At 52.5% G+C, this 17,542-nt stretch carries 20 protein-coding genes; 9 read left to right on the forward strand and 11 right to left on the reverse strand.

The annotated features are described in order from the left end of the window. Positions 1-114: 114 nt before the first annotated feature. Both WFL93_RS18425 and WFL93_RS18430 read left to right on the forward strand, forming a co-directional pair. Positions 115-813 (forward strand): phosphohydrolase, encoded by a 699-nt coding sequence (locus tag WFL93_RS18425; protein ID WP_007891486.1) that lies wholly within the window; start codon positions 115-117, stop codon positions 811-813. Positions 814-889: 76 nt separating this feature from the next. Beyond that, entirely contained in the window at positions 890-1,138 is a 249-nt protein-coding gene (locus WFL93_RS18430; protein ID WP_007891485.1) for a hypothetical protein, read from the forward strand. Between the two features lie 41 nt (positions 1,139-1,179). On the opposite strand, the gene WFL93_RS18435 is transcribed toward WFL93_RS18430, so the two are convergent. From WFL93_RS18435 to WFL93_RS18445, 3 genes are all read right to left on the reverse strand, one after another. Then, a complete protein-coding gene (locus tag WFL93_RS18435) occupies positions 1,180-2,781 on the reverse strand; it encodes a methyl-accepting chemotaxis protein (protein WP_336778746.1) in 1,602 nt (533 codons plus the stop codon). A gap of 124 nt (positions 2,782-2,905) precedes the next feature. After that, positions 2,906-4,306, reverse strand: a complete 1,401-nt coding sequence (gene dcm, locus WFL93_RS18440) for a DNA (cytosine-5-)-methyltransferase (protein WP_336778747.1) — start codon at positions 4,304-4,306, stop codon at positions 2,906-2,908. 83 nt (positions 4,307-4,389) lie between these two features. Further along, on the reverse strand, positions 4,390-6,273 hold the full coding sequence (locus WFL93_RS18445; RefSeq protein WP_336778748.1) for a hypothetical protein: 1,884 nt from the start codon (positions 6,271-6,273) through the stop codon (positions 4,390-4,392). Between the two features lie 409 nt (positions 6,274-6,682). Here WFL93_RS18445 and WFL93_RS18450 point away from each other — a divergent pair, with 409 nt between their 5' ends. The 5 genes from WFL93_RS18450 (at position 6,683) to WFL93_RS18470 (ending at position 8,959) form a co-directional block, all read left to right on the forward strand. After that, positions 6,683-7,159, forward strand: coding sequence for a very short patch repair endonuclease (locus tag WFL93_RS18450; protein ID WP_336778749.1), 477 nt, complete (start codon positions 6,683-6,685; stop codon positions 7,157-7,159). 70 nt (positions 7,160-7,229) lie between these two features. Further along, complete coding sequence (locus tag WFL93_RS18455) at positions 7,230-7,502, forward strand: hypothetical protein (RefSeq protein ID WP_007891476.1); 273 nt, start codon at positions 7,230-7,232, stop codon at positions 7,500-7,502. Between the two features lie 14 nt (positions 7,503-7,516). Then, positions 7,517-8,419 (forward strand): DUF808 domain-containing protein, encoded by a 903-nt coding sequence (locus tag WFL93_RS18460; RefSeq protein WP_007891475.1) that lies wholly within the window; start codon positions 7,517-7,519, stop codon positions 8,417-8,419. Between the two features lie 44 nt (positions 8,420-8,463). Beyond that, positions 8,464-8,598: a hypothetical protein gene (locus WFL93_RS18465; RefSeq protein ID WP_255348773.1), complete on the forward strand. Its 135-nt coding sequence runs from the start codon at positions 8,464-8,466 to the stop codon at positions 8,596-8,598. Positions 8,599-8,779: 181 nt separating this feature from the next. Next, a complete protein-coding gene (locus WFL93_RS18470; RefSeq protein WP_007891473.1) occupies positions 8,780-8,959 on the forward strand; it encodes a YodC family protein in 180 nt (59 codons plus the stop codon). Positions 8,960-9,005: 46 nt separating this feature from the next. Here WFL93_RS18470 and WFL93_RS18475 read toward each other — a convergent pair whose 3' ends face one another. From WFL93_RS18475 to WFL93_RS18485, 3 genes are all read right to left on the reverse strand, one after another. Beyond that, positions 9,006-10,226, reverse strand: coding sequence for a glycosyl transferase (locus WFL93_RS18475; protein WP_049852559.1), 1,221 nt, complete (start codon positions 10,224-10,226; stop codon positions 9,006-9,008). 26 nt (positions 10,227-10,252) lie between these two features. Then, a complete protein-coding gene (locus WFL93_RS18480; RefSeq protein WP_336778783.1) occupies positions 10,253-11,050 on the reverse strand; it encodes a mannosyl-3-phosphoglycerate phosphatase-related protein in 798 nt (265 codons plus the stop codon). Positions 11,051-11,409: 359 nt separating this feature from the next. Then, entirely contained in the window at positions 11,410-11,643 is a 234-nt protein-coding gene (locus WFL93_RS18485) for a DUF2525 domain-containing protein (protein ID WP_049852560.1), read from the reverse strand. 313 nt (positions 11,644-11,956) lie between these two features. Here WFL93_RS18485 and WFL93_RS18490 point away from each other — a divergent pair, with 313 nt between their 5' ends. Both WFL93_RS18490 and dsrB read left to right on the forward strand, forming a co-directional pair. Beyond that, positions 11,957-12,115, forward strand: coding sequence for a YqaE/Pmp3 family membrane protein (locus WFL93_RS18490; protein ID WP_007891469.1), 159 nt, complete (start codon positions 11,957-11,959; stop codon positions 12,113-12,115). A gap of 68 nt (positions 12,116-12,183) precedes the next feature. Next, positions 12,184-12,378 (forward strand): protein DsrB, encoded by a 195-nt coding sequence (gene dsrB, locus WFL93_RS18495; RefSeq protein WP_007891465.1) that lies wholly within the window; start codon positions 12,184-12,186, stop codon positions 12,376-12,378. A gap of 102 nt (positions 12,379-12,480) precedes the next feature. Here the strand turns inward: dsrB and WFL93_RS18500 are convergent, their stop codons facing one another. From WFL93_RS18500 to fliP, 5 genes are all read right to left on the reverse strand, one after another. Continuing rightward, positions 12,481-14,184, reverse strand: a complete 1,704-nt coding sequence (locus WFL93_RS18500) for a methyl-accepting chemotaxis protein (protein WP_007891463.1) — start codon at positions 14,182-14,184, stop codon at positions 12,481-12,483. A gap of 263 nt (positions 14,185-14,447) precedes the next feature. Then, entirely contained in the window at positions 14,448-15,083 is a 636-nt protein-coding gene (gene rcsA, locus WFL93_RS18505; RefSeq protein WP_007891461.1) for a transcriptional regulator RcsA, read from the reverse strand. Between the two features lie 629 nt (positions 15,084-15,712). Beyond that, on the reverse strand, positions 15,713-16,501 hold the full coding sequence (fliR, locus tag WFL93_RS18510) for a flagellar biosynthetic protein FliR (RefSeq protein WP_007891459.1): 789 nt from the start codon (positions 16,499-16,501) through the stop codon (positions 15,713-15,715). Then, entirely contained in the window at positions 16,501-16,770 is a 270-nt protein-coding gene (gene fliQ, locus WFL93_RS18515) for a flagellar biosynthesis protein FliQ (RefSeq protein ID WP_007891455.1), read from the reverse strand. Before fliQ ends, fliR begins: the two co-directional genes overlap by 1 nt. Positions 16,771-16,810: 40 nt before the next feature. Then, on the reverse strand, positions 16,811-17,542 hold the full coding sequence (fliP, locus tag WFL93_RS18520; protein WP_036621820.1) for a flagellar type III secretion system pore protein FliP: 732 nt from the start codon (positions 17,540-17,542) through the stop codon (positions 16,811-16,813).

Below are 17,542 nucleotides of genomic sequence, written 5' to 3' on the forward strand. Positions count from 1 at the left end.
CGGGATCTCATTTTTTCACTTTGCCCATCCAGGAAGGATGTAAAAAAAGTGTCATGACCAGGCCGCTATGATGTCCCGAGGAACCCAGATAACAGCAATAACAGGAGAAGCACGATGTCACTTACTCACTGGCAACAACGCTACGAGAACTGGCTGCAGCTGAACTGGCTGCATGATGATAAAGCCCATGATATCGCGCATCTGCGCCGCGTGTGGATGAGTGCCAAACGCATCATGCAGCACAGCGACGCCGATCCTATGGTGGTGATGACCGCCTGCTATTTCCACGATGTGGTTAACCTGCCGAAAAATCACCCTGAGCGTCATTTAGCTTCAACCTACGCGGCCGAAGAGACGCGCCGCATTTTGCAGCAAGATTTCCCTGACTTTCCCTTCGCATTGCTGGACGCCGTCGCGCATGCGGTTCAGGCCCACAGCTTCAGCGCGCGTATCGCGCCGCAAACCCTGGAAGCGAAAATTGTGCAGGATGCCGATCGTCTCGAGTCTTTAGGTGCTATCGGCCTGGCTCGCGTTTTCTACACTGCCGGTGCGTTAGGAAGACCGCTGTTTGATAGCGACGATCCGCTGGGCAAGGATCGCGAACTGGATGATGTAAAGTGGACGCTGGATCACTTCCAGAAAAAGCTGCTGGGATTACCACAAACCATGCAAACCGAAGCCGGGCGCTTGTTGGCTGAGCACAACGCTGATTTCCTGGTGCACTACATGGGCAAACTGTGTGCGGAGTTGCAGGGGAATTTGACCTCAATCGATGAATCGGTGTTAAGGGATTTCAGTCCCATACACTCCTAATATTAAATTTTTATGACACTCTGTTAACTTTCGTCGGCTTCCGCTACGTTGTTGTAAATCAAAAGGGAGTATGAAAATGACCGAGACCGTTAACTTAACCATTAAAATTGACCCGGCGCTGAAAGAACACATCAAACAGTTAGCCGCCGATAACCAAATCTCCATGAGCCAGGAGATCGTTAATCGCCTGCAGGCCAGTTTAGATGCGGTTGCGCAACCGGCCATTGATAGTCTGGATACGCAAGAAGCGTCATCGGATCAGCTCTCTGCCGCAGAACTGAAGCAGATACGTACGCTGCTGAAGAAAGGCAAGAAGAAGAAATAAGCCGCAGACCCGTCAGATGACGGGTTTTTTGTGGCTGCGTTTTAACCATGACTGATGCGGAACTGCTGCGCGCGCTGCGCCAGCCGGTCCGATAACTCACGCAGTTGAACAGCGGATTGCACCTGATGCGCGTTCAACGCCTCGTTTTGCTGCAGTTGGCCACTCATCTCCACCACTTCTAGTGCGATCTTTTTCACCCGATGACTTTGCGCGGCGCTATTTTGCTGCAGCTCATTCAATTGCGTCACCACGCCGGAAACCGCAGCGCTGATTTGTCCGAACAGTACCTCGAGCGCTTTCACTTTATCGAAGCCATCATGCACATGCTGCTGCGTGTGCTGAATCAATCCATCGATCTGACGCGTAGATGCGCCACTTTGCTGTGACAGCAAACCCATCTCTTTGGCGACGACCGAGAAGCTGCGGCCATAAGCGCCGGCATGAGCGGATTCAATCGCGGCATTGAGTGACAGCAGCCGCGTTTGCATGGACAGATCATCCAGCATGCCCACAATCCCGGCGATATCATCGGAAGCCGTAACAATCTGCTGCATCTGATTCTCCATGTTATCGACTTCCACCGCGCAGTTACGCATTAACGCATCGGCAGACTGTGCCTCCTGCGTTGCCTGCTGGGAGAACTGGGCGCCGATTTCCACCTCTTCTGAGACGCGATCCAAACGTTGCGACAGATGATGGAAACTGGCGTTCTGCTTCTGATGTTGCTGCATCACCTGCTCATTATGCTGCTGCATATCTTCAGCACCGGCGGCGACACTGACCGTCACGGTATTAATATCGCGAACGATCTGTTGCAGGCCACGACGCATGGTATCAATCGACAAAAATAGCTGACGCGTTTCCAGTGATTGGCGGCGCGGGGTGTTATCGCAGGCCAGCAGATCACCGGTAGCGATCTGTTCCAGCTGCGTATTCGCACGCCGCAGCGGCAACAGCACGCCACGCATCAGCAAGCTGGAGGCCAGCACCAATAAGGCCATCAGTACCGCGCTGACCATCAGCGACATATTGCGGCTCTGTTTCAAGGTGCTGAGTGTGTTTTGGTTAACGCTGCTCAGTTGCTGGTTGGCCTGCTCGATTTCACTGAACCAGGCATCATTAAACTGCTGCTGGAATGCCTGCATCGGCACCATAAAAAAGGCGTTGATGTCGTTGGCTGCCAGTCCTTTCAACTGCTCCTGCAATCCTTGCGCCAGCATAGCGAAACCCTGCGCCAGCGGACTTTCGGCGTTAGCGTGGTAGGCGGCAAACTGTTGCTGCGCCTGTTGCAGCGAATCATCGGCCGCCGTGGCGAGGCTTTTCCAGCTGTCCACCGAGCCACTTTGCTGGTCCTGCATTAAATAGATGCCGGCGCGATGGCTGCTATCGCTGGCCGTAAGCAGTTCGATACGGGCTTTGTCCAGCAGGGCCAGGCGTTCACGCAGTTGATTCGCCTGTTGCAGCGAGGTTTGCGTCTGCTTGACGTGGTTGTTGAGTAGCAACACACCCGCAAATTGCAGCAGGCAGAACAGCAGGATGAACAGCAAAAACTGGCTACGTAAACTGGTGAGCCACAGCGGGATGCGCAGGGATAACTGCGCGCGCAGCCGCAACGGCAGAGAAAGAACGGACAGGAGTGACATCACACGCCTCCAAAAAATAAAACAGGAGTATTGGCAGCATGCATGACAGTTTGGTGACAGCGGGCGCGATTAAGCGGAAAACAGCATAAAGCGCGGCCCTAAATAAAATTGTGGTCCTGAATAGCTAGGCTTTTTGCGTGGTGTATTGCTCAATCAGCGGCAATAACAGCTGCGCCACCGCAGCAAATACCGGCACCACCACCGAATTGCCAAACTGCTTGTAAGCTTGGGTATCGGATACAGGAATGCGGAACTGGCTTTCGCCCGGCGCTTCAAACCCCATCAGACGGGCACATTCGCGCGGCGTTAACCGGCGCGGGCGGCGCGCCATATTGTCGGCCTGCTGGAAATCCGCTTCGCCTTGCGCGTGATCCCAGCCGCGATCGATCAAAATTTCCGAGCCATCTTTGTAATAGCGCGCCGATAAGGTGCGCACGCAGATATTCTCATTACGCGGATCGTTCAGGCCAAAACCAAAACCGTTGCCTTTGGCTTTATGCTTCTTCGCATACTGATACAGATAGTTCCACAAGATGGGCGACAGCGTATATTTCGCCTCCGGCTGCGCTTCTAGCAGACTGTGCAGCGGCGGTACGTTTGGCGGATAGAGCGCGGGCAGGGCGCGCAGTGAAAAGCCGTTGCTGAGTCCGCTATCGCGTCGAATACCCACCAACACAATGCGTTCACGATGCTGCGGCAGGAAGTGGCGCGCATCAATAATCTTCGCATCCGGCAAGCCGCTGTCGTTGGCATCCGCTACGTCGTAGCCGAGTTCATCCAGCGTTGCCATGATGATGGCGAAAGTGCGGCCTTTATCGTGGCTCTTCAGATTTTTAACATTTTCCAGCACGAAGAACGGTGGCTTTTTGGCCGCGAGAATGCGCGCCACGTCGAAGAACAGCGTGCCTTGCGCTTCGCACTCAAATCCGTGCGCGCGGCCCAGCGCATTCTTCTTGCTGACGCCCGCCAGCGAGAAGGGCTGGCAGGGAAAGCCGGCCAGCAGCACCTGGTGATCGGGAATGGTGCGATCGATATGCTGATAAATCTCCTGCTCATCGCTGATGCCTGCCGGCTGCGTGACCAGGCGGATGTCACTATTAAACTGATGCTGCTGCGGATCGCTATACAGATTGGCTTTATAGGTGCGCACCGCTTCTTTATTCCATTCGCTGGTAAACACGCACTGGCCGCCAATCTGCTCAAAGCCGCGACGAATGCCGCCAATGCCGGCAAACAGATCGACAAACTGGAAGCGGGCATCGTCATAATGCGCCGGACGTGCAGGCAGCAGCGCTTGCAGGCTGGCCACTTCAGCGCTGGAGAGCGGCGGAGCAACACTTTTACCGGCACGAATACGATTCAAACGCGGCACGTTCCAGTCGCGGCCACCGGCTTCGCTAAGGGTGATCACCACATCACGTGCGGCATAGATATCGAGCACCTGCAATAACAGCGACGTCGCGTCATCCTGAGCGGTGGTTAACGGGGAGGGCGAGACGGGCGCGGCGGGGTCGATAGCAAGCATGCGTTTTTCCTTAACAGTGAAGCGGCTATGCTATCACTCCTCAGGCGCTGATGATATTGGCGGGACGTGCCCGCCAATCGGCATTACTTCTTCTTGCGCGCTTCCAGCGCGTATTCCACGCCATTGATGCGTACTTTCACCAACTCGGGCGTTTCGTTGTACTCCGCCGCGTTGGCTTTGGCGGCGCGCAGCAGCAATTCACCGTTGTTGTTGTAACCGAAACCGACGCTTTTATTGCCGGTCCAGTGCTGCTCAAACACCACCGGTGTTTTAACCGCTTCATCCAGCTCGGCGGCTTTTTCCTCCGCGCATTTGGTAAACACTTTACGATAGAGGAAGTGCACGCCAGCGCGATGGCGATCCTCACTGTTGGTATCGAGCAGGACTTTGGTAAAGCCGCTATACACCGCCACTTTGACGTAGATACGACACTCGCCGGTTTTGATCTGCTCAATATGGACTTTGGTAATCGGGCAGGAACCTTCGCTATACCAGCTACAGGCAATCTGGCTATTCAGCATCTGGAAATAGATGTGGCCGACACCTTCGGCGGTGCGATCGCTGAAATCAACCTGAGTGCCGGACATGCTGTTGTATTGCGCATTGCCAATTACGCGCATATGCGCCTGCTGCGACTGCTTCAGCTGAATTTCGCCAACGCACCACCAGGCTTCTTTCGCACTACGGTTATCCATCGCATGCTGCGACGTGACGTAATCATAATTCAGCGAGCCGTTGATAATGGTGCCGCTACTATCAATCTCAATCGAACCGCGCTCATATTCCGACAGCCATTCGCTGTCGGTGGGACGCGGCGTGAAATCAAAGCCGTGGCTGCCCTGAATATTCTTTTGCAAAGTGATGGTGCGGCAATAGGCCATATTCAGCGGAGAGTCGCAGGCTTCGATATTCATCGCCTCAATAATCCACTGACCATTAGAGAGATCGCCAGGATCGCTGGAGTGTTCAATCCAGCCATTGCGAATCAGCGATTGGGTGCAGCGCGGTGCATAGATCGCCGGATGCGCGCTGTTGCGCTGAATATTAAAGTTTGAGAGTTCGATAGCGGTAGAGTGATCCCATTTGCCGTTGGGATTATCCGACCAATAGGCATGAATCAGTGAGTTCTGACAATTGCGCGCATACCATTGGTCGATTTTGCAATCGAGCGTGTCGAGCAGATCCAATCCGCGGCCGCCTAAATAACGGAACTCCATGCTGCTGACGCGCAGGAACTGACCGGCTTCAATAATATTTTTAAAGAAGCCTTTGCTGTTGGCCGGCAGCGAATTTTGCAAGCTTTCGCCTTCGACGACAAAGCCGGAGATTTCAACATAGCGCGCTTTTACCGAGAACATCACTTCGTTATCTTTGCGATCCGAAAGCAGTGTTGTTGTGGGAAAATAGCCGAAGTTGACTGGCGCTCCCGAAAGTTTAAAGCGGTTAACTTCCTTCGCGGCAATATCAAATTTTGAGATAAAGAATCTGCCGGCGGTAAAACGAATGCCGGTAGCGGGATAATTCTTCTGTGACCAGTTAAACATGCGCGTTACGGCTTCAAGGCAATCGGTTTTGCCATCCGCCACCGCGCCAAAATCCAATACCGTGACGCTGTTATAATCAAAAACCACTCGTTTCCAGCGCGCGCCTTTGGCGGTCACAATATTCAACCCATAATCTTCAGGCGTGGTTTTATCGGTAATGTCGTAAACGAATAGACCGCCGCCCATCGCCGTACCGGTGGTGTACTCCAGTACGGAAGCGAGCTCACCGACTTTTTTCGGCTCGGTGGCACGCAGCGCCGCGACGTCGCGCAGTTGAATAAGCGCTTCGCCGCCACCGGTATTCGCCAGTTCAAGCACCACTTTACTGAATGAGAGCGGGTTGCCATTGGCATCCAGCACCTGAAGCGTATTACTGCTGCCAGTAGGCGTATCAAGATTGGCACTGTCCGAGTTTTTTACCATGGTCAATCCTATAAAATTGGGAAGGAAATTGAGCGCGCCACAGCAGTATAACTATTTGATTGTTAATGTGTTGGTGAGTGCCATTGCTGAATTTAGTGAAATTACTGGCTGCTTATAAGTCAAAAAAGAAGTGGATGATTTTGATAATAAAGCGCAGCGGCTGGGTGTGTTTTTACAGAATAATCGCAGCGTTATTTTATGCATGACTGGCACGAAACGGCGGTCAAAGCGTTAATGAGCCCAATCGGTTATGCAAACGGATTAATTGAATCGCGCTCGCTTTAATGCGTTTCGCTAACGTGGCCGCTGAATGCGGCTGTGCCGATGCACGCCACACTCTTTGTCTCGCGTGCTTTCCCTTTTGCCCTAAACCGCTAAAGTTGAAGAAGCGCCAAAACAAGGAAACGCCATGGCAGACGTTCATTCGCAAGCTATTCGCAGCAAAAACATGCGCGCCATTCGCAATCAGGACACGGCAATTGAACAGCGTATTGCCATAATTCTGAAAGATCGTGGTTTTACTTATCGCGTACAGGACAAAGCCTTACCGGGCCGACCCGATTTTGTCTTGCCCAGTGAGAAAGCGATCATCTTCGTCCATGGCTGTTTCTGGCATCGACATCACTGCTATTTATTCAAGATGCCCGCTACGCGCACTGAATTCTGGAGTGGCAAAATTAACAGCAACGTCGAGCGCGATCGGCGTTATATAGAGCAACTGCGTGAAGGAGGATGGAAAGTTCTGATTGTTTGGGAGTGCGCGCTGCGCGGCAAACTGCAGCTGGCGGATGGCGCGCTTATCGAACGTCTGGAAGAGTGGCTGTTGGCCGCGACCGACAGCAGTGAAATCGATCATCAAGGCTTGCATCACTATCGCGTTGAATAGTGCGAGATTGTTGCTTTTAGCCACCATAACAGTTTAGATCTCCCTTTTCTCTGGGACGCGGAATTGAGCCATGAGCAGCATCAAACTTACCGTTAAGCGCCTGTATCAACTCCGCGATGAGCGGATGGTGAATACCCAAGCCACGGCGCGCATTTATCTTGGCGACCAGCTGGTAGCCACCGAGGAGATCAGCGGCATGACGGAAAGTCCGGTGAGCAAGTATTTGCACGCCGGCGATCTGACGGGGCCGTTACGCGTCGAATGGGACTGTGCGGGCATCGCCGATATGTCAGTGACGGCGGTTGAGCGTTGCCCCTGTTGTCAGGATCACCAACCGGAATAATAAGGAATACCATTTTGGCAGGAACCAGTTTACTCACGCTTCTGGATGATATTGCGACGCTGCTTGACGATATCTCGGTAATGGGCAAAGTTGCAGCAAAGAAGACCGCGGGCGTATTGGGTGACGATTTGTCACTGAATGCGCAGCAGGTTAGCGGTGTCAAAGCCAATCGTGAACTGCCCGTCGTCTGGAGCGTAGCGAAAGGCTCATTTTTAAATAAATTAATCCTGGTACCGCTGGCGTTGCTGATCTCAGCTTTCGCGCCCTGGCTGATTACGCCGCTGCTGATGATTGGTGGTGCCTACCTCTGTTACGAAGGGGTAGAAAAAGTGCTGCATAGCCTGAATCACGACAAATCAGAGCAGAGTCCGGAAGCGCGTCAGCAGCGTCTCGACAAACTGGCGCAGCAGGACGCGGGTGCGTTCGAAAAGGATAAAGTGAAAGGCGCGGTGCGCACCGACTTTATCCTCTCGGCGGAAATCGTGGCGATAACGTTGGGCATTGTCTCCGAAGCGCCGCTGTTGAATCAGGTATTAATCCTGGCCGGCGTGGCGATTGTCGTGACCATCGGCGTTTATGGCATCGTGGCGATGATCGTGAAAATTGACGATCTCGGTTTTTGGCTGAAGGAGAAATCCTCCAGCGTGGCGCAGGCGATCGGCGGCGTGCTGCTGGCGCTGGCGCCGTGGCTGATGAAAGTGCTGACGCTGGTGGGCACCATTGCGATGTTCCTGGTCGGTGGCGGCATTGTGGTGCACGGCATCACGCCGTTACATCACGCCATCACCGAGTACAGCGCCGGTTTCAACGGCTTTATCTCGACGCTGCTGAGCAACGGCGCCAATCTGGTGATCGGCTTTATCATTGGGTCGATCGTGCTGTTGGGCGTAAATCTGATTGCTAAGCTGCGTAGCTAGCAGTTATAAAGCGCAGGAAATTTCTAATCACGGTCAGGAGAACGATGATGAACGACGATATGTTTGAATTTGATATCGATGCACAGCTGGAACAGGCTGAAGCCAAAGCGGCAGAAAAAGCCAACGAAGTCCCCGCAGAGATCAGCGACGAAGCGGACTGCGAAGGCTGCAAAATCTGATTTTCCTGCCCAGGACGCGTTATCAAAGCCGACAATAAATCTTGTCGGCTTTTTTTATTTACAGGATTTTTAACTGCTTATTCTGATTTGGTCACACTAATAGATTTATCGTATAGGAAAATATCGCGCACCGCTGCTATACCTAATATCGTTCATTCAACGGTTAAAGGAGGGTGCGGTTATGATCTTTGCAATCAGTGACGAAGTTCAGCACAAACAGGGCGGCCCCACGATGGTGGTGACCGGCTATGCCAGCGGAATGGTCGAATGTCGTTGGTATGATGGTTACAGCGTGCGACGTGAGGCGTTTCGCAGTGACGAACTCAGTCACCTATCTTCCGCGCAGCAGCTGGCCAGTTAAACACATTCGGGACGGTTCTCGCCGTCCCGAATGTGGTTCCCCCGCATCAAACCTTGCCGTCATTATCCTCTTCTACTGCCTGATAAATTCGCTGTAGGATGTCAGGAAACGCCGATTGCACGCGACTCCAGCTTGGAATAAACGGTTTCTCGTTGGGACGTTCAATAAACGCCTGTCCGGCATCAAGAATCGCCTGAGTAAACATCTCCACCGCCGCTTCTTCAATGTGCTGGTCAAACTTGAGGCCGTTCATGGTGGCTTCATGGTTATAGACCTCCATCATATCCAGCGCATTGCGATAGTAGGTGGCTTTCAGCACGCGGAATGAATCGCTGGTGAGCGGAACGCCCATGGTCGCCAGCTTACGCAGCAGCGACTGCACGATGTCATTACTCATGCGCTTCAATCCGCCGGTTCCGTCATCCTCAGCCAGCGGCTGATGTTTATGATCGTAGTTGTCGGCGATCTCCACCTGACAAGTCTGGCGCGTGGTGTAGTTACGATAAATCTCCGACAACACGCCAATCTCCAGTCCCCAATCGCCAGGAATCTTGATGCCGTTGAGCACGTGGGTGCGCATGGCGAACTCGCCGGAAAGCGGATAGCGGAAGCTGGTGAGGTAGTCGAGATACTCGGAGTGGCCGTAAACCTTCTGTAACGAGCGCAGTAGCGGGCCCACCAGCAAACGGCCGACGCGGCCATTCAGCTTGCCATCGGCCACGCGCGCATAAAATCCTTTGCAGAACTCATACTGAAATGATGGATTGGCCAACGGATAGAGCAGACGCGCCAGCATGCCGCGTTCATAGGTAACGATATCGCAGTCGTGCAGCGCCACGCACTGGGTGCGATCGGATGCCAGCGTGTAACCGGTACAGAACCACACGTTGCGCCCTTTGCCGGGCTGGCTCGGCGACAATCCCTCTTTATCCAACTCGGCGTCCAGCGCTTTCAGGCGCGGGCCATCATTCCATAGAATGCGGTGGCGCTGGGGCAGGCGCGAAAAGAACTCACGGGCGAAGAGAAACTGATCGCGATCGGCGCGATCGAGGCCAATCACAATCTCGTCGAGATAGGGCACTTTCGCCAGTTCATTGACGATATTATCCAGCGCCGGCCCTTCCAGTTCCGAGAACAACGAGGGCAAAATCAGCCCCATCTTGCGTTTGCGCGCGAAGCGCACCATCTCTTTTTCCAGCGATTCGACGCTGCGGTGGGTGAGATTATGAAAATTAGTAATGACACCATTCTGGTAAAAATCACTCATCGTCTCATCCTTCAGGTTTTTGGTCGTTAATCGTTAGGCGCAAGAAAATAGTCCAGCCCTTCGCGCCAGCCTTGCGGGCCGACGTGCGCGGTGTAGTAAACATGCTCGCTATCCGTACGTTGCAGTTCTACCGGCGTTTTGCTGAAGCCCTTAATCACTACGGCGTAGTCGACACGCTCTAACATCGGCACATCATTGGGGCCATCACCTAATCCGAGAGTGATGCGCGACTGGCCTTCCTGCTCGGCCAGATGCTGCTGGATTTGCGCCAGCGCAATGCCTTTGCCGGTGCCGACGGGCATGACGTGCCAGAAACGTCCACCCTGTGTTAAGGCGAGGTGATGCTCGGCCAGCGCCTCACGGAATGCGGCTAAACGATGCTCGTCGTCGCGCCACAGCACCACTTCGGAGGCTTCGCGTAAGCGGCTCTGACTGGCTTCAGCCAGGGTTAATCCGGTAAAGCGTGCGACGTCGGCGTCGCTAAACTGGTGAAAACCATCGAAGCGGAACTGCACTTGCAGAGTCTTCAGCGTCTGGCACAGCGTGCGATAGGCTGCGCCAGGCTCCGTTGCGAGGATTTGATCGCCGCCGAATACCACGCGTGCGCCGTTTTCCGCAATAAAGGGGGCACCGGCAATGCCCAGCCGCTTTTGCAGAGGAACAATCTCTGCTGCGGTTTTGCTGGAACAAATCACCAGTGGGATTTGATGTTGTTTCAGACGCGCCAGCCATTCGCTGGCGGCATCCCAGTTGTAGTCATGATGATCCAGCAGTGAGCCATCAAGATCGGTCACGACCATCAGTGAAGAGTTAAGACTCAGCATCATCACACTCCTAACGCCAGTGGCATCCGTAAAGCGAAGAGTAATCAGTATAATAGCGGAATCGCGATCACACTTTTCCGCGGGGACAGGCGAGCGACAACCAGGATAATTCTTAAATGCTATTCACAGTAGATTTGTCCATGCACGGTTTGTGCACAGCAAATAATCAGTAGCGACGCGGTGCCTGCGGCGATTTAGATGAATGGTTATACGAAAATGTTCAATTTACATGCAGGGATAAGACTTGTCTTAAGTGTGCTAAGGCGTAATCTGGCTCGGTGTTAAGAATTCCCTGGTGTAACGAATTTACTGATTTACTTTACCCGGCCATCCCGCCGGGTATTTTTTTGAAATCGATTTCATCGGTTCACTTCGCTAATAGCGAAGTCGCGGATGTCGAGTTCGAAGGCTTCGGCTAATTCGGCGCAGGAGTCATAGGCCTCACCGTTTACCCTAACGCGATGAGCGTGCTCGGCTTCCATAAACTCTTTCACCTCGCCCGACGTTCTCTTCTGAATCGCTTCCAGCAGCGCATCGACATCAATATTCACGTCGCGCTGCACATTCTCGCTGTACTCTTTTGCAGTCGTCATGGCGGCCTCCCAGAGGCGAACGGATGTATTACCAGTATAGACGGTGGTGGAGAGGGGGACGGAAGCGGAATAGCAGGCAAAAAAAAGCCCGCGCTGCGCGGGCAAAAATCCTTGTTACTTTTAGGTTGACTGCGCCTTTGGGGTTGGTGCAGTAGTGAGAAGTGTACGAGCAGCCGATGTCAAAAGTCTCTCTGCGAAACGTTAAGAAAGTGAAAAGTCGCATCCTGACAAACTTTTACCTGCCTTTAAATGCAATGCGTGTAGCAGCGTCTATGCTTAGCGATTGATTGCTAAGTGTTATCAGGGAGAGAGTATGGACTTTTTACGTATTGTGATTGCGATTTTAGTGCCCCCGCTGGGTGTATTCCTGCAGGTCGGTTTTGGTGGTGCCTTCTGGCTTAATATCTTGCTAACGCTGTGCGGTTACATTCCAGGTATCGTGCATGCCGTGTGGGTTATCGCCCGACGCTGATCGCGATCAGGCGGTCATGATTATCTTCCGTTACACTGTGTCGCAGGACAATTTGTGGAGAGTAATCAATGAAGGTGAATGACCGCGTTACGGTAAAAACCGATGGCGGCCCGCGCCGTGTGGGTACGGTGCTGGCCGTGGAAGCATTTAATGAAGGCACCATGTATCTGGTGGCGTTGGATGATTACCCGCTGGGGATTTGGTTCTTCAATGAAAGCGACCATGCGGAAGGGGTTTTTGTCGAGCCGTATGAAGGGGCTTGATTGATTTTTGCCCTTACCTACTTATTCCCTCTCCCACCTGTGGGAGAGGGAATAAGTGCGGGGTAACCCGCACCTAAATCTCAAACTGCGCCCCGATCCAAATTAAAACGTTTCCCAATTATCATTCCCCGACGTTGCCAACGCCGGACGTGGTGCCAGATTCGGCGTGCGTAAGGCGGACTGTGCGGCTTTAGCAACCTGCGCCACCGGCGTGTCATTCAAGCGGAACACCGCCACCGCCTGCGTTAATCTTCCGGCCTGATCCTCCAGCGAGGCCGCAGCCGAAGAGGCTTCTTCAACCAGCGAGGCGTTCTGCTGCGTCACGTTATCCATTTCGGTCACCGCCAGGCTAACCTGCTGAATGCCACGGCTCTGCTCATCCGAGGCGGCAGCAATTTCCGCCATGATGTCGGTAACGCGACGCACCGCTTCAACAATTTCACTCATGGTGTTACCGGCTTCACCGACCTGGCGCGAACCATTGGTAATTAATCCCACCGATTCCGCAATCAGCGTTTCAATCTCTTTGGCGGCCTGCGCACTGCGCTGGGCGAGGTTACGTACTTCGCTGGCAACCACCGCAAAACCGCGACCCTGTTCACCCGCACGCGCCGCTTCTACGGCGGCGTTGAGCGCCAGAATGTTGGTCTGAAACGCGATGCTGTTGATGACGTTGGTGATCTCCGCAATCTTCTTCGAACTGCCAGAGATATTGGTCATGGTCTGTACCACGCCGCTCACCAGGTCGCCGCCGCTGCGTGCTTTACCTGAGGCGTCTGCGGCCAGCTGGCTGGCATGATGGGCGTTCTCGGCATTCTGCTTCACCGTCGCGGTTAACTGCTCCATGCTGGCGGCAGTTTGCTCCAGTGCGGAGGCTTGTTCCTCAGTGCGCGAGGAGAGATCGGTGTTGCCGGCCGAGATCTCGCTAGAACCCTGGTAAATCGCCACCGCACCTTCACGCACCGTTCCCACGGTGCGCACCAGCGACGCCTGCATCAGCTGCAGGTTATGCAGTAAGCTGCCGATCTCGCTGCGACCGTAGGCCTGCTCCGGTGCCGTTAAGTCGCCTTGCGCGATGCGCTCAATACGATCAACTGATTGGCGCAGCGGTGTAATCACCACGCGACGCAGGAATACAAAGGTGAGCAGTACCAGCACCAGCGCCGCAGCAAAGGCAATCGCCATGGCGATAAAGCCGACGCGCGATTGATGGGCGGCTTCGGCGTTAATCGTTTCTGCGCGGTCGGTGCGGATCTTAATCGCTTTCAGCAACACCGCGTTGTAAGCATCATCCAGCTTGCGCGTCACATCCGTTTCCTGCGCCACGATGCCCTCGAAGCTGCCTTGTTTGGCCGATTCAATCATCGGCTTCAAGCCTTTATCGATATAAGCATTAAAGCTGGCCGTCAGCGGCTCATCGAGCGCAATGTCGGCCGGGGTTTTCGCCTTGCGATCCATATACAGCTTGAAGCCTTCACGCGCCTGCTTAATACGTGTCTCGGTGCGCGCTAAATCAGCACGATAGCCATCCATCTCGCCAATACGCGCGGCGGCGCCAGATTGCAGCACATTCAGACGCGCGGTGCGCAGATGGTTTGAGCTGTTAGAAATGCCCATACGAATTTGAATTTCTTCGGTGGCATCATTGAGTGAATTATTACTTTGAATCAAAAAGTAGCTGGCGAGTCCAATGCACAGGGCAAAAAGCAGCAGAATGCCACCAAAGATCATACTGAACAGAGGCATCAGGCGCAGGTTCTGCCAGATGCTGAGCTTATATTGCTCATCAATCGATGCTGTTTTCATATCCTTGCTCTCATGTAGGTAGGTGTTATGAGAGTAAGCATCGGCAGGTGAGGGGAAAGGATTAGGCAGGAAAGTGGGATCAAACCCGCAAAACGAAAAAAGGCCAATCCCGTGGATTGGCCCTTCACCCCTTCATACTTCAAGCTGCAGGCGCGTTGGCTGCAGGTGTACACCCAAGTCACTTATTTTAGTAAGCGCCGAGCGTTCACCTCATTGCTGCCTGTCTGTAGCTCAAATTATTCCGGTAAATTAACGTTGAGAAATTATCGCACGTTAACATAAATCCCTGAGGTGACATTATCAGTCAAACGTACCACATGATAAATTACCTGCTTATTATGGGTTTTAATTTTACGTTTAATATTACCTTTGTGTGACGAAACCGTTTTGGCTTTAATTTGCATCTGGTCTGAAATTTGAATGGTGTCATGACCTGACATCCACATTTTCAGCATATTCGATTCAGTCTGACTTAATGTCAGTGGATGCACGTCGAGCCCGGCAGAAATACGCGGCGAAGCGTTGAGTTTCTTTTGCAAGTAGGTTCCTAATAAGGAATCCAACGTCGAAGTTTTTATCGATTTTGATGTAATAATCAGGTTCTTACGAACGTAGAGGTATTCCTCAAAATGGATATTCGAGATCGCCATGAATATAAAGAATAAGGTATCTGGATGCTGCATAATAATGGCACGAATACGATCGCTAGAATCAGATTCGTGAATAAAGCACTCTTCGTTGATAAACACGACACCCGGCTTTATTTGCTCACATCTTTGTTGCAATTGTTCAATGTCAGACACAGGAGTAATATTTTTCTTTTTAACTCCTTTAGCTGCCATATAGTCAGACAATCCGAGGCGTGTGTAATTACATGAATCCATAATAATCGTTGGCATTATAGCGACCCTCACCAATTTGTTATCCGTTTAAATCAACGATGAATACGCGTTTGCGGTACGAGAGAAATTTCCAAAGACACTTTTTTATTCTGCTCAGCAGATTGGCGTTAGTTATCCATGCGCCATCATGACTCTTCCCTGAACCGTGCTGCGAAGTTATTTTTTATAGTACATCCACGTCACTCTGAACCCAGCCATAGTGGGAATGGCTGAGCATTTGCATTAAGTGTTTAATTCGCTCTGTTTGAGAGCCCTGTCACTATCGCGCAGATCACAGACAAATCTGATAGGACAAATCTTAAAAACATTTGTAATGCGAAAGTGTGACGCTTTAGCGAGCGTTGACAATGCCGGAAAAAAGGGATTTAGACAAGAAAAATCGCTGTGAATTTTTTTTTGTTTAAAAACAGCCCTTTGAGCATTTAATCAACCAATTCCTAAGGTTTAGCCCCTTAGGAATCGTCTGACTAAAATACGCGAAGCGCGGTTTAATAAGAATAATTTTCACCTAAAATGCGCACTTATCAGAATTTCCTCAGTTGATTTCTGAGAAATATGGTTCGAAAAATGCACTGACTGATTTTGATTGCTTAACTATTACTTAAGGACGCCTACAGAATAGTTAATCAACCAGCGCGGGAAAGTTCTGACATAAACTGGGCGAGTAAATCAAAGACTTCGCTGAACAGATGTTCACAGAAGGGAGCAAGCAGCGGCATCATCAACCCTACACTCAGGATGCCCACCGTTAAGGTAATCGGGAAGCCAACCGCGAAAATGGAGAGCTGTGGTGAAACACGGTTTAACAAACCTAGTGCCATGTTTAGCGTGAGGAGCAGAACTATTAAGGGCAGCGCTAACATCATGCCATTAAGGAAAATTAATCCGGCGGCTTTGACTAACGCCATAAAGGCGTTGGCGTTGAGAGGCTGATCGCTGATCGGCAAAGTATGAAAACTGTCCACCAACAACGAAATCAACCAAAGATGGCCATTGAAGGTCAGGAACAGCAGCATCGCCAGCATATCGAGAAAACGCGCCAGCACCGGCATGTTTAACCGGCTACCGGGATCAAAGAAGGTGGCGAACGACAAGCCCATCTGCAAACCAATCACTTCACCCGCCATCCGTACCGCGGCAAAGGCGAACTGCATCGTTAGGCCCAGGCTTACGCCAATCAGCAACTGCTGTAACAGTAACCAAAAGCCTGCAGGGGTAAATAGAGTGGCTTCAACCGGCGGCAGTAGCGGGATGATGATCCAGGTGGTCACTACCGCCAGACCAATTTTGACGCGCTTGGGAATCGATTTTTCACTTAGCACCGGCGCGCTGGCAAACAGCGCCAGCAAACGCACCATCGGCCAGAAAAATTGCGCGACCCAATGAATCAGCTGGCTGCTATCCAGGTTAATCATCAGCCAATGATGTAAGGCAGGTTGTTAAACAGGGTACGCATATAGTCCAGCATCAGATTCAGCATCCATGGACCGGCGATCACCGCGGTGGCCGCAACGGCCAGAATTTTCGGGATAAAGGAGAGCGTTTGTTCGTTGATCTGGGTTGCCGCTTGCAACACGCTAATGATCAAACCGCTAATTAACGCGACCAGCAACATCGGTGCCGCCATCAACAGGGCGACACGCATTGCTTCCTGGCCCATAACCATCACTGATTCAGGTGTCATGCTGCACTCCTAAGGAAAGAAAGGTGAGGGCGATTGCCACTCAAGAGTAGAAGCTTTGCGCCAGCGAACCCACCAGCAGCTGCCAGCCATCCACCAATACAAACAGCATCAGCTTGAACGGCAGCGAGATGGTCGCGGGCGGCACCATCATCATCCCCAGCGCCATTAACACGCTGGCGACCACCAGATCGATGATCAGGAAAGGGATGAACACGGTAAAACCAATCTGGAAGGCGGTTTTCAGTTCACTGGTGACATAAGCCGGCAGCAGAATGCGCATCGGCACCGCTTCCGGGCCTTCAATTGGCGCGGTGTTGGCGAGACGGGCAAACAGCGCCAGGTCGGCTTCACGCGTTTGACGCAGCATAAATTCGCGCAGCGGCTGCGCGCCTTTATCGATGGCGTCAGCCATGCTGATTTTGTCCTGGCTGAACGGTAAATAGGCGTCGGAATAGATCTTGTCGAAGGTCGGCGCCATGATAAAGAAGGTCAGAAACAGCGCCAGGCCTAGTAGCACCTGGTTCGGTGGCGCGGAAGGCGTGCCGAGGGCGTTACGCAGCAGACCAAACACAATAATGATGCGGGTGAAGCTGGTCATCATCAGCAACACCGCCGGTATAAAGGTCAGTGAAGTGATGAACACCAGCGTCTGTACCGGCAGCGACCAGCTCTGTCCGCCATTAGCCAGCGGTTGGCTGATTAAGCCCGGCAGCTGCGCATGGGCAACCGGTGCCAGCAATAAAAGCGGCAGAAGAGCGAGTAATCGACGCAT

Source organism: Pantoea sp. USHLN256, from assembly GCF_037149875.1.
Classification (GTDB): domain Bacteria; phylum Pseudomonadota; class Gammaproteobacteria; order Enterobacterales; family Enterobacteriaceae; genus Pantoea; species Pantoea nemavictus.